Origin of the sequence: Lampropedia puyangensis (assembly GCF_004833285.1) — a bacterium.
GTDB classification, from domain to species: domain Bacteria; phylum Pseudomonadota; class Gammaproteobacteria; order Burkholderiales; family Burkholderiaceae_C; genus Lampropedia; species Lampropedia puyangensis.
This window is the reverse complement of the sequence record NZ_STFG01000002.1, coordinates 26976-39382: the sequence shown is the minus strand read 5'-3', so window position 1 is coordinate 39382 and position 12407 is coordinate 26976. Positions and strand designations below refer to the sequence as shown.

9 protein-coding genes and 1 other RNA gene are annotated in these 12407 nt (G+C 59.2%); 6 read left to right on the top strand and 4 right to left on the bottom strand.

The window, feature by feature from the left end; genetic code table 11:
* Window positions 1–98 precede the first annotated feature (98 nt).
* A complete protein-coding gene (locus E9531_RS03140; protein WP_136572300.1) occupies window positions 99–2300 on the top strand; it encodes a malate synthase G in 2202 nt (733 codons plus the stop codon).
* A 178-nt stretch (window positions 2301–2478) separates the two neighbouring features.
* Here E9531_RS03140 and rnpB read toward each other — a convergent pair.
* From rnpB to bioA, 4 genes are all read right to left on the bottom strand, one after another.
* An RNA gene (gene rnpB, locus E9531_RS03135) (RNase P RNA component class A) lies at window positions 2479–2818 on the bottom strand.
* 59 nt (window positions 2819–2877) lie between these two features.
* A complete protein-coding gene (bioF, locus tag E9531_RS03130; protein ID WP_136572299.1) occupies window positions 2878–4116 on the bottom strand; it encodes an 8-amino-7-oxononanoate synthase in 1239 nt (412 codons plus the stop codon).
* A complete protein-coding gene (gene bioD, locus E9531_RS03125; RefSeq protein ID WP_136572298.1) occupies window positions 4113–4787 on the bottom strand; it encodes a dethiobiotin synthase in 675 nt (224 codons plus the stop codon). The genes bioF and bioD overlap by 4 nt, the downstream gene beginning before the upstream one ends.
* 18 nt (window positions 4788–4805) lie before the next feature.
* A complete protein-coding gene (bioA, locus tag E9531_RS03120; protein WP_425293552.1) occupies window positions 4806–6188 on the bottom strand; it encodes an adenosylmethionine--8-amino-7-oxononanoate transaminase in 1383 nt (460 codons plus the stop codon).
* Window positions 6189–6722: 534 nt separating this feature from the next.
* Here bioA and E9531_RS03115 point away from each other — a divergent pair.
* From E9531_RS03115 to ykgO, 5 genes are all read left to right on the top strand, one after another.
* Window positions 6723–7241, top strand: coding sequence for a Dps family protein (locus tag E9531_RS03115; RefSeq protein ID WP_136572297.1), 519 nt, complete (start codon window positions 6723–6725; stop codon window positions 7239–7241).
* A gap of 34 nt (window positions 7242–7275) precedes the next feature.
* Window positions 7276–8196: a cysteine synthase A gene (gene cysK / locus E9531_RS03110; protein WP_136572296.1), complete on the top strand. Its 921-nt coding sequence runs from the start codon at window positions 7276–7278 to the stop codon at window positions 8194–8196.
* 194 nt (window positions 8197–8390) lie between these two features.
* The gene (locus E9531_RS03105; protein WP_136572295.1) at window positions 8391–9719 is read left to right on the top strand and encodes a hypothetical protein; all 1329 of its coding nucleotides are present in this window, start codon (window positions 8391–8393) and stop codon (window positions 9717–9719) included.
* A 139-nt stretch (window positions 9720–9858) separates the two neighbouring features.
* A complete protein-coding gene (locus tag E9531_RS03100; RefSeq protein WP_244609958.1) occupies window positions 9859–12063 on the top strand; it encodes a TonB-dependent receptor domain-containing protein in 2205 nt (734 codons plus the stop codon).
* Between the two features lie 140 nt (window positions 12064–12203).
* On the top strand, window positions 12204–12347 hold the full coding sequence (ykgO, locus tag E9531_RS03095; protein ID WP_136572294.1) for a type B 50S ribosomal protein L36: 144 nt from the start codon (window positions 12204–12206) through the stop codon (window positions 12345–12347).
* Window positions 12348–12407: the final 60 nt, after the last annotated feature.

Sequence of the window (12407 nt, the reverse complement as noted above, 5' to 3'; positions counted from 1 at the left end):
CTCCATGCACGCTATCATGGCCCGAATGGAAAGCACAGCGCAAGCTATTTTCACACCGTAAGGCGGCCCCATTTTTATTGATTTTTTGGAGCAATTTCATGAGCACAGCACGCACCAGCATTCACAGCCTTCAAGTGGCTTCACCACTCAAATCTTTTATCGATACGCAAGTGCTGCCAGGCACCGGAGTCTCCAGCGACACTTTCTGGCAAGGTTTCGATTCTCTGGTAAACGAATTTGCACCTAAAAACGCCGCCTTGCTGGCCGAACGTGATCGCCTGCAAACCGAGCTGGACACCTGGCACAAAGCCCACCCTGGCCCAGTCAAAGACATCGCTGCCTACCGCAGCTTCCTCGAAGGCATTGGCTACATCGTGCCAAGTCCAGCAGAAGCGCAAGCCACCACCACCAATGTCGACGACGAGCTGGCCTTGCTGGCTGGCCCGCAATTGGTCGTGCCGATTCTGAACGCCCGCTACGCGCTGAACGCCGCCAATGCACGCTGGGGCTCGCTCTATGACGCTTTGTACGGCACCGATGCCATTCCAAGCGACGGCGGCGCTGAAGCCGGCAAAGGCTACAACCCGGTGCGCGGCGCCAAAGTGATTGCGTTTGCACGCCAATTCCTCGATGACTCTGCGCCACTGGCCAATGGTTCGTACAAAGATGCCACCGGTCTGGCGATCGAAGGCGGTCAACTGGTCGTCAGCCTGAACAACGGCCTGAGCACTGGCCTTAAAGACAGCGCCCAATTCATTGGCTACCGTGGCGATGCAAGCCAGCCTAACTCTGTTTTGCTGAGCAACAACGGCCTGCACATCGACATTCAAATCGACCGCAGCACCGCGATTGGCAAAGACGATGCCGCTGGCATCAGTGACGTGGTGCTGGAAGCCGCGCTGTCGACCATTTTGGACTTGGAAGACTCGGTCGCAGCCGTCGACGCCGAAGACAAGATTGCCGGCTACGCCAACTGGCTGGGCATTCTCAAAGGCACGCTGACTGAAGAAGTCGCCAAAGGCGGAAAAACCTTCACACGCACGCTGAATGCCGACCGCGTCTACACCGGCGCCAATGGCCAGGAAGTCAAACTGCACGGCCGCTCGCTGATGTTCCTGCGCAATGTCGGTCATTTGATGACCAACCCCGCCATTCTGTGGGGCGCTGACGGCAAAGAGATTCCTGAAGGCATCATGGATGCCGTGGTCACCACCGCGATTGCAATCCACGACATCAAAGGCCTGGGCGCCAACGGCATTCGCAACTCGCGCAAAGGCTCGGTCTACATCGTCAAACCCAAAATGCACGGCCCTGCCGAGGTCGCCTTCGCCAACGCCTTGTTTGGCGCGGTTGAGAAGTTGCTGGGCTTGCCAGAAAACACCGTCAAGCTGGGCATCATGGACGAAGAGCGCCGCACCTCGGTCAACCTCAAAGCCGCGATTGCCCAAGCGCCAGCGCGCGTGGCCTTCATCAACACCGGCTTCCTGGACCGCACCGGCGATGAAATCCACACCATCATGCAAGCGGGCCCCGTGTTCCGCAAAGGCGATATGAAGTCCAGCGCCTGGATTGCCGCTTACGAGAAAAACAACGTGCTGGTGGGCCTGTCCTGCGGCCTGCGTGGTCGCGCCCAAATCGGCAAAGGCATGTGGGCCATGCCTGATTTGATGGCCGAAATGCTCAAGCAAAAAATTGGCCACCCCAAAGCCGGTGCCAACACTGCTTGGGTGCCTTCACCAACGGCGGCCACCTTGCACGCCCTGCACTACCACCAAGTCAATGTGGGCGACGTGCAGCAAGAGTTGGCCAAAACCAACTACGAAAGCGTGCGCGACAGCCTGCTGGCCGATTTGCTGACCATCCCGGTCGTGCAAGAAGCCAAATGGAGCGAGGCCGAGAAACAGCAAGAGCTGGACAACAACATCCAAGGCATTCTGGGCTATGTGGTGCGCTGGATTGACCAGGGCGTGGGCTGCTCCAAAGTGCCCGATATCAACAACATCGGCCTGATGGAAGACCGCGCGACCCTGCGCATCTCCAGCCAGCACATTGCCAACTGGTTGGTGCATGGCGTGGTGACCGAGCAGCAAGTGCGCGAAACCTTTGAACGCATGGCCGCTGTGGTCGACCAGCAAAACGCAGGCGATGCGCTCTACCAAAAAATGGCCGGTAACTTTGAGACGTCTTACGCCTACCGCGCGGCCACCGACCTGGTGTTCAAAGGCGTGGAGCAGCCAAGCGGCTACACCGAGCCTTTGCTGCACGCATGGCGCTTGAAATTCAAAGCGGCCCAAGCTTAAATTCCACTGCCTTTTAAGCGGCCTGCGGGTCGCTTAAAGGAGGTTAGGAAAAGCACAAAAAAGCGCCCATTCTCACGAATGGGCGCTTTTTGCATGCTGGGATAAGTACGCGCTGCTTGCTTATGAAAGCCGATGCTTGTGCTTGTATCGCTATGTCTGCAGCCATCAAAAAAAGAGATTGTGAAGTGAACCGATACGCCGGATTCTGTGCACGGTTGCAAGCAACCATGTGACCGCCATTAATCTGGGCTGAGGGTCACCCACTCAGCTCGGTGCTACCTACCCGCATGCTCGCCGGAGCCAGTTCAACACATGCCTATTTGGTATTGCTGCGCGTAGAGATTGCCCGTTTCACCCCGGCTGGTCTATCTTTCGACACTCCCGCCAGACTCGTCTCTGTTGCTCTGATCCTCACCTCACGGTGGACAGGTGTTACCTGCTACGCTGTCCTATGCAGTCCGGACGTTCCTCCAGTGCCGTGTTACCACGATTGCACCAGCGACGGCCTAGCCCACTTCACAACCGGCCATTATAACCAACTGCATGGCCCGTCTCACGGCCTGCCAAGGCATCGCCATTAAGGCTTGGCTGGCTCAGGACGAAGATCCTGCTGCATGGCCAAAACCCCAGCATGCAAGGCAGCAATGAGCTGCGCCACATCGGCATCGGTATGGTTGGCCGACAAAGCGATGCGTAAACGCGCAGTGCCCTCGGGCACGGTCGGCGGGCGGATGGCTGGCACCCAGATACCGCGTTGGCGCAACACCTCCATCAGCTGCAATGCCTGGGCATTGTCGCCAATGACCAAAGCCTGAATCGGCGTATCTGAAGGCAGCAGCTGCCAGCCTGTGGCGGCCAGCAGTGGTTCAAGCCCTTGGCGCAGCCTGACAATCTGCGCCTGCAAGTGCGCGCGCAAACCATCGCCTTGCTCCAGCACCGACAAGCCAACGAGCAAGGCACGCGCCAGCATGCCTGGAGCGGCCGTGGCAAAGGTATAGCTGCGTGTGCGTTGCAGCAGCCATTCAATCAGTGACTCGCTGCCGGCCACAAAGCCGCCGGCCACCCCAGCGGCTTTGCTCAATGTGCCCATGTAAAGAATGCGTGCACTGGCATTGGCACCACTCAAGCCCACAGCAGCTAGGCTGCCGCGCCCCTGAGGGCCGCGCATGCCAAAACCATGGGCATCGTCGAGCATCAACAGGGCATCGTACTGTTCACACAACGCAAGCAAGCCTGTCATGTCAGCCACATCGCCATCCATACTGAAGACCGCATCGCTCACGACCAGTTTGCGCTGTTGGGGGTTGCTGGCAAGCAAGCGCTCCAACTCGCGCAGATCTGCATGCGCATAGCGGTGAATGCGCGCACGCGAGAGTCGGCAGCCATCGATCAGACTGGCATGGTTGAGCGCGTCTGAAAAAATCGCATCTTCTGCCCCGACCAGCGCAGCAATCACGCTGGCATTGGTGGCAAAGCCGGCGTAAAAATACAAGGCCCTGGGCAGTTGCACGTAGCGGGCCAAGGCTTCTTCCAACTCCGCATTGGCCGCCGTATGGCCATTGACCATTGGCGAGCCACCAGCGCCTACGCCGCATTCCAGCGCCCCTTGGCGCGCCGCCTCGACCAGCGCGGGGTGTTGGCTCAAGCCCAGATAGTCATTGCTGCAAAACTGCAGCATGCGCTGGCCATCGACGGTGATGTGCGCGCCCTGCGCTGGCGCGACTTGCCTGCGGGTGCGTAGCAAATGCTGCTCAGACAGTTGCTGCAAGCCCTTTGGCAGGGCTTGCAGCCAAGATGAAGTCGCCAATGGGGTCATTGCCACTCCTTGGGCAACTGCACGCGCACCGTGCGCGCATCAGGCTGGGCTTGCCAGGCGATGTCGGCCAGCAAAGGCGCGCCGATGGATTGGCGCAAATACGCCAGATTCGCCTCTGGCTCCAGCATAGTGGGATCGACCCGGCTGCAAATCCAGCCCGCCAAGGTCAAACCGCTGGCACGAATGGCATCGGCGCTCAACAACGCGTGGTTCAGGCAGCCCAAACGCAAACCCACCACCAGCACCACCGGCAATTGCAGTGCCACGGCCAAATCAGCGATACGCAGATCTTCCGAAAGCGGCGCCTGCCAGCCACCCGCGCCTTCGACCACGATGGCATCGGCTTGCTCACGCAGTGTCTGGTAGGCCTGCAAGATGGGCGCCAGCGTCACGGGCATCCGCGCGCGCTCAGCGGCAATATGGGGCGAGACGGGATCAGGCAACAAAATCGGATTGTCGAGGCTGGGACTGACGGTGATCGTACTGGCGGCGCGTAACGCCAGCGTGTCTTCATTGGCCCAAGCCCCCTGCCCGTCCGGCTCAGCCCCGGAGGCCACCGGCTTCATCCCTACGACACGGGGGTGGTGTCGCGCCAATGCATGGAGCAAAGCGCAACTGGAGAGTGTTTTGCCAACCCCGGTATCGGTGCCGGTCACAAAGCAAGCAATCATGGAAAACCTTTTAAAAAACTAAACAGCGGTGGATGGCGGCGTTTCTTGCCGCAAGCAGTCTTCGAGAGCGGCCACCATCTGGCTTGCCAAATGCTTGATATCCTCGGATTGCAATATGTACGGCGGCATGCAATACAAGGTCTTGCCAATGGGGCGCAGCAGCAATCCGCGGGCTTTGGCAGCGGCGTGGTAGCGCTGGGGGAAATCGTCCAATCCCGTTTCAATGTCCCAGGCCCAGACCATGCCCAGATGGCGTGCATGGCGCACGCGCGGGTGGTGATTCAGCGGCGCCAAGGCTGAGCTGATCTGCTGCGCCAAGCGCTGGTTCACCTGCAGGGTGTCGAGTTGTTCAAACAATTCCAGAGTGGCCAATGCGGCGCGGCACGCCAGTGGATTGCCAGTGTAGGAATGCGAATGCAGGAATGCGCGCGCTGCATCCGTGCCATAAAAAGCCTGGTAGACCTCGTCGGTGGTCAACACCGCAGACAAGGGCAATGTGCCGCCCGTCAGTCCTTTGGATAAGCAGACAAAATCCGGTCGAATGCCTGCTTGCTGGTAGGCAAACAAACTGCCCGTGCGGCCAAAGCCAGTGGCGATTTCATCCACGATCAAATGCACCCGGTAGCTCTCGCACAGCGCTCGCGCCAAGCGCAAGTACAGCGGGTCATACACCACCATGCCAGCAGCACATTGCAGCAAAGGCTCAAGCACCAAAGCTGCCGTTTGTGCATGGTGTTGTTGCAACCATGCGGCCAACTCAGCGGCGGCGCGAGAGGCTACTTCTGCAGCCGATTCGCCAGAGAGCGCCTGCCGCGCATCAGGGCTGGCGACCGTGGCGCTGACACGCAGCATCGGCGCATACGCACTGCGAAAAATGGGCACATCGGTGACTGACAGCGCGCCCACGGTTTCGCCGTGGTAGCCGCCGGCCAGACCGACAAAACGATTTTTCTCAGGCAGTCCAACATTGCACCAGTAATGCACGCTCATCTTCAGCGCCATTTCTGTCGCACTGGCCCCATCGCTGCCGTAACTGGCATGGCCCAGCCCCGTCAAGGCCGCGAGCTTCTCGGACAGCTCCACCACCGCGGTATGCGTGCAGCCCGCCAACATCACATGGTCAAGCTCTGCCAACTGCTCTGCCAATGCCGCCTGGATATGGGGATGGCTGTGGCCAAACAGGTTGACCCACCACGAACTTATGGCATCGAGGTAGCGCTGGCCCTGCGTGTCATACAGCCAAGGACCTTGCGCCCGCGCCACCGCCAGCAGCGGCTCGGTTTCGTGTCGCTTCATCGGCGTGCATGGGTGCCATACGGCAGCCAAGCTGCGTTCAGCCAGTGTGGGCAAGGGCAAATTCTTCTCCTGTGCAGCAGCAAGCTGCGCGCTGTGTGGGGGCAAAACGGCTCACCAGCCTTGCGTGCAGTCGGATGGAAAGCGGTCTCTGTGCTCATTGGCATGGCGGGGGCTCTTGTTGAAAAACGCCCCAATCCATCGCGGCAAGCTATGGAAAACACACCTCATACCAAGGCAGGTCGCGACCATTGTCGGAATAAAACGCCGTGCAAAGAAGCAGACGAATTGGGCCACTTCCACCAGAAAATGCGAAACCACGAAAAGCACTCTTGATGCCTTTTAGAAGAATTTCCAACAGCAATCGACACCATTCAAGGAAGATGAAACAACGCCCCCCAAAATGCACCATCTACCAAGCAGCACAAGCCAAAGAACTCGGCGCAATCTACAAACTTCCTGAAAGTTATGCGCAGTTAGCAGCAGCGTCGCGGCTTCAATGACAACAAACATCCAAAGCGACGCGATTGCATTGCCCTATCAACGCGATAAAAAGACTCAACTGGCCTTTAGCCCGGCCCGTCCCCACAATAGAGTCATCGCAACTTGGAGTGCCCCGGCACTCATTGACAGGAGAACTCGATGGCTAAAACCACCAAAAATGTAAGCACCCGCAGCCCCTCTCCCCGCATCAATATTGGCATCAACGACAGCGACCGCGCCGCGATTGCCAAGGGCTTGTCGCGCCTGTTGGCCGACACTTCGACGCTGTACATGACCACCCACAGCTTCCACTGGAACGTCACCGGCCCGATGTTCAACACCTTGCACACCATGTTTGAAGGCCAGTACACCGAGCTGTGGAATGCAATTGACCCGATTGCCGAGCGCATCCGCTCACTGGGGCATTTCGCGCCTGGCTCCTATGCCGAGCTGGCCGCTTTGACCACCTTGGACGATGTGCCCCAAGAGCCACCAGCTGCACTGGAGATGGTGCGCATTCTGGTTGAAGGCCATGAAGCCGTGGCCCGCACCGCCCGCGAACTGTTCCCGTTGGCCGACAAAGCCAGCGATGAACCGACTGCCGACTTGCTGACCCAGCGTTTGGCCGTGCACGAGCAGACCGCGTGGATGCTCAGGTCTCTGCTAGTGGAGCAATAATGGCATTTTCAACCGTTCATTGAGGAGCGCACACATGCCATTTCAAAATGTCTTGGAGACCATCGGCAAAACGCCACACATTCGCATCAACCGTTTGTTCGGCCCTGAGGCGAGCGTGTGGGTGAAATCCGAGCGCAGTAACCCCGGTGGTTCGATCAAAGACCGTATTGCCTTGGCCATGGTCGAAGATGCAGAGAAAAGTGGCGCGCTCAAACCCGGCAGCACCATCATTGAGCCCACATCGGGCAACACCGGTGTTGGTTTGGCGATGGTTGCTGCGGTCAAAGGCTACAAGCTGGTGCTGGTGATGCCCGAGAGCATGTCGATCGAGCGCCGCCGGCTGTTTCTGGCTTATGGCGCCAGCTTTGATCTGACCCCCAAAGAAAAAGGCATGAAAGGCGCAATTGCCCGCGCAGAAGAGCTGCAAGCCCAAACCCCAGGCGCCTGGATTGCCCAGCAGTTTGAAAACCCGGCCAATATCGATGTGCATGTGCGCACCACGGCCGAAGAAATTGCCTCCGACTTTCCAGATGGCCTGGACGCCATCATAACTGGCGTCGGCACAGGCGGGCATTTGACAGGCGTCGCACGCACGCTCAAAGCACGCTGGCCCAATCTGAAAGTGTTTGCCGTTGAGCCTGCAGCGTCGCCTGTGATTTCCGGTGGCCAGCCCTCGCCCCACCCGATCCAGGGCATTGGCGCAGGCTTTGTGCCCAAAAACCTTGATACCAGCTTGCTTGATGGGATCATCCAAGTTGAAGGAGATACTGCCAAGGATTTTGCCCGTCGCAGTGCCACGCAAGAGGGTCTGCTGGTTGGGATTTCCTCTGGCGCAACCTTGGCCGCCATTGCGCAAAAACTACCCGAATTGCCCAAGGGTGCACGCGTTCTGGGCTTTAACTACGACACGGGTGAACGCTACCTTTCTGTGGACGGTTTCCTTCCTGCAGCCTGATCCAAGCCACCTGCATTGAGCGCAATCCAGTTGCGCTCACCCTCCATCAACGCCGCTTGCGCTTGTCGCAACGGCGTTTTTTCTTGCGTAAACGAACCCTTATTGAAATTTAATTCTCAATTTATTTATTGATACTGATTTATCGTTATAATTTTTTACAAGCAAATTCATTTATCTTTTTTAAGGAGAGTCATGTGGCGAAAACATCCATCCAACATTGGCGTAACCGTACATTGATCTTGGCCTGTGCGGCCGCTCTTGCTGCTTGTGGTGGTGGAAGCAATGGCGTCATTGAGGTCACCCCCCCAGATGATGGGGAAGAACCGCATGAACACGAGCCTGTTGCCAGCGCAGGCCGTTTGATTGCCCTGGATGCAAACAGCGCCCAAGTGCATGCGATTGATTTGGAGAACAGCAGCGTCTTGCAAAGCTTCACCGCTGACTACGCGCCATCGGCCTTGTACGCCAGCCCTGGCCAGCGTTACGCCGTACTGCTGCAACGCAACCAAAACCAGGCCCAGTTCATTGATGGCGGGATTTGGCAAGAAGACCATGGCGACCACCTGCACGACTACGAGCAAGCGCCAGCGCTTTTGAATCTGCGTTTGAGCGGCGTGCGCCCGACCCATTACGAAACGCACGAGGACAAGGCCGCGCTGTTTTTTGACGGTGATGCCAGCATCGGCGACAAAGCCTCGATTGCACTGTTCAGCGACGCCAGCATTGGCAGTGGCCAATCGGCCGTGGTTGAGGCCAGCCACACACTGGACAGCGCGATGCACGGCACGGCCGAGCCGCGCGGCGATTGGTTGCTGACGACCTGGAAACCGGTCGATGCTACCTCCACCTCGCCCACCCATGTCGAACTGCACCACCGCCACGGCGACCATTTCCACATGGAAAAACGCTTTGAGCAGGAATGCCCAGGCCTGCACGGCAGTTACTCGAATGTGCGCTACAGCGTGTTTGGCTGCACCGACGGCGTTTTGGTGATTGAGCAAAACGGCGACACCTTCACAGCCCGCAAAGTCGCCAACCCGGCCACCATGCCGTCTGGCGTGCGCATTGGCACCATCATCGGCAATACCCACTACGACAAGTTTGTCGGCATTGCCAGTCCAGGCTGGTTGTATGAGATCGATCCCGAGGCCGGCACCATCACCACCATCGACTGGGCCGAAGGACGAACCCGCCGCGCCCATGTGCTCGATGCCCAAGGCGAAAACCTGCTGGTACTCGACGACTTAGGCAGCCTGCACATTCTGGACGTGCACACCTGGGCCAAACGCGCCGAGATCGCCTCGGCCGTCGCCCAAATGCCCAGCGCCGCTCCCTTCCCCAGCCTCGCCGTCAGCCAGGCCGCTGAAACTGCGTGGCTGAGCGACCCCAATGGCCAACGCCTGACAGCCATTGACCTGCACGACGCCAAGCTGGGCGACAGCATCGCGCTGAACTTCAGCCCGACCTCGATTGTGTGGCTGGGCGTGGCAGAAGCCAGCACCGACCACGGCCACAACCATTAATGGCCTCTGCCATGGGCAGGCAACATTCCCTTGCCCTTGCCCATGGCTTGTTTTGATTTTTGTATGACGCGCCCAGCCAAGCTGCACCAGTCACCACCGTGGCTTGTGCGAAGAACTGGCGCCTTTTGTTGATTGCCTCATGAAGCCCATCGCCCCCACCCAGTGGATGGCCCGCGCGCCCGCCCGCGCAGGCATTGCCACTACTGCCCGTTTTCGCCCCCACGCACTGGCCATTGCCTGCTTGGGGCTCAGTGCCTTGTGCAGCACCGTCTTGCAAGCCCAAACGCCAGCGACGCAGCCAGACGCCAGCAGTACCGCAGCCAGCACTGACACGACAGCCCAATTGCCAGAAGTGCGCGTCAGCGCCAGTGCGCTGGATTTGCCGCTGGAAGAGTCCTCGACACCAGTGGAAGTGCTGGATGGCCAAGCGCTGCAATTGCGCAGCGCAGCGACCTTGGGCGAAACCCTGGAAGGCCTGCCCGGCGTGCGCAACAACAACTACGGCGCAGGCGCAGGCCGGCCAGTGATTCGCGGCGCGGATGCGGCGCGTGTTCGCATCCTATCGGATGGCAGTGAAATTCAAGATGCCTCGACCTCCAGCCCCGACCACGCAGTCGCTTTCGAGCCGCTACTGGCCAGCCAGATTGAAGTATTGCGCGGCCCATCGAGCTTGCTGTATGGCGGCGGCATCACTGGCGGCGTGGTGAATGTGCGTGACAACCGCATTCCTACCGCAGTGCCAGAAAAAGGTTACGAAGGCAAGATTGAGCTGCGCAAATCCAGCAATGCCCGTGAAGGCATTGGCCTGTTTTCCGTCACCGGCGGCCAAGGCCCGTTTGCACTGCATGTTGAGGGCTTGAAGCGCTCCGCAGGCGAGTACGAAGCCGGTAAAAACTGGAGCGATAAATACGTCACCGGCTCCAACAACAACACCTGGTATGGCAGCGTCGGCGGCTCCTTCGTGCATGAGCGCGGCTATATCGGCTTGGCCTACAGCAGCTTGCGCAGCCGCTACGGCTTGCCAGGCCACAGCCACGAATACGAAGACTGCCACCTGCACGGCGACGCGCTGCACTGCGCCAGCCACGGCGGCGAAGAAGAAGCACCTGACGGCTGCCACTGGCACGGCACGGAGCTGCATTGCACAGGCGAAGGTGAGCACGAAGACGAGTTTGCGCTGGTCAGCATGACCAGCCACCGCTGGGACTTGCGCGGAGAGTTGCAAGACCCGCTGCCCGGCTTCTCCCGTGCGCGTTTGCGCGCCTCGCGCACCGAGTACGCGCACGACGAGATTGAACACGGCGAAATTGGCACCAGCTTCAAAAACAATGCCCACGACGCCCGTCTGGAGCTGGAGCACCAGCGCATTGCCGTGGGCGCAGGCGAGCTGCGCGGCATGATTGGCGTGCAGCACAGCCGCCGTGACTTCAGCGCCCAAGGCACAGAAGCCTATGTCGAGCCGACGCTGACCACCAACCGGGCCGTGTTTGGCCTGCAGGAATACCGCCGGGGCGACTGGCGTTTTGAGCTGAGCGGGCGCTATGAATGGCAGTCAGCACGACTCGATGGTCTGGCACGGCGCGGCACGGTCAAGCACGACATGGGCTCGGTCTCTGGCGGTGTGAACTGGAACTTCCAGCCCGGCTATGTGCTGTCTACCAGCCTGTCGCGCTCTGAACGCGCGCCGACAGCCGAAGAATTGTTTGCCGGTGGCATTCACCTAGCGACCAACACCTGGGAGCGTGGCAATGCCAATCTGAAGTCCGAAAAATCCAGCAACTTTGACATCGGCCTGCGCAAAACCAGTGGCGCGACGCGCTTTAACGTCTCGGCCTTCTACAACCGCATCAGTGACTACATTTATGCGAGCACGACCGACCGCTACGAAGGCTTTCGCCTGATTGACTACACGCAGCGCGATGCGACTTTCAAAGGCCTGGAAGCCAGCGCCAGCCACCATCTGAACACGCAATGGCGTGTGGGCGTGTTTGGTGACTGGGTGCATGCCAGCTTCAAAGGCGGTGATGCCGTGCCGCGCATTCCGGCGCGCCGCCTGGGCGTCAATGCCCGCTGGGAACGCGGTCCTTGGTATGCGGGCGGCGAGTTCTACCGCAATGCCGCGCAAAACCGCATTGCCGCCTACGAAACCCGCACCGCCGGCTACAACATGCTGAACCTGCACATGGGCTGGAGCGGCAAGCTGGGCCAGAACCAAAGCTACGAATTGTTTGCCAAGCTCGACAACGTGCTGGACAAGCTGGCCTTTAACAACACCTCCTTCGTCAAAGACGCCTCGCCACTGCGCGGGCGCAATCTGGTCGTGGGCATGAAGGTCAATTTCTAAGCCAATCCCCCTGAACGGTCTCTGCACGCGCCCTGCTTCGGCTGGCGCGACGGCAGAAATCCGCCCCTCGCGCTGCCAGCTTTTTGCGCCAGCCAAGCGCTTTTCAATGCTCCGCACTCTTTACGCAAAGGAAGCCTCTCATGCAAGTTCTGTCCTCCCTCAAAGAAGCCAAAAACCGCAGCCGCGACTGTCAGGTCGTGCGCCGCCGTGGACGCATTTATGTCATCTGCAAATCCAACCCACGCTTCAAAGCCCGCCAAGGAGGAGCCAAGAAAAAGCGCTGACACAAAGAAACCACATGACTCCGCAAAACAAAAGCCCCTACTCGGGGCTTTTGTATACAT

Excerpts from the sequence above, each read along its gene's own strand:
- E9531_RS03140 (WP_136572300.1), top strand. The coding sequence starts at position 99 with ATGAGCACAGCACGCACCAGCATTCACAGCCTTCAAGTGGCTTCACCA.
- bioF (WP_136572299.1), bottom strand. The coding sequence starts at position 4,116 with ATGACCCCATTGGCGACTTCATCTTGGCTGCAAGCCCTGCCAAAGGGC.
- bioD (WP_136572298.1), bottom strand. The coding sequence starts at position 4,787 with ATGATTGCTTGCTTTGTGACCGGCACCGATACCGGGGTTGGCAAAACA.
- E9531_RS03115 (WP_136572297.1), top strand. The coding sequence starts at position 6,723 with ATGGCTAAAACCACCAAAAATGTAAGCACCCGCAGCCCCTCTCCCCGC.
- cysK (WP_136572296.1), top strand. The coding sequence starts at position 7,276 with ATGCCATTTCAAAATGTCTTGGAGACCATCGGCAAAACGCCACACATT.
- E9531_RS03100 (WP_244609958.1), top strand. The coding sequence starts at position 9,859 with ATGAAGCCCATCGCCCCCACCCAGTGGATGGCCCGCGCGCCCGCCCGC.
- ykgO (WP_136572294.1), top strand. The coding sequence starts at position 12,204 with ATGCAAGTTCTGTCCTCCCTCAAAGAAGCCAAAAACCGCAGCCGCGAC.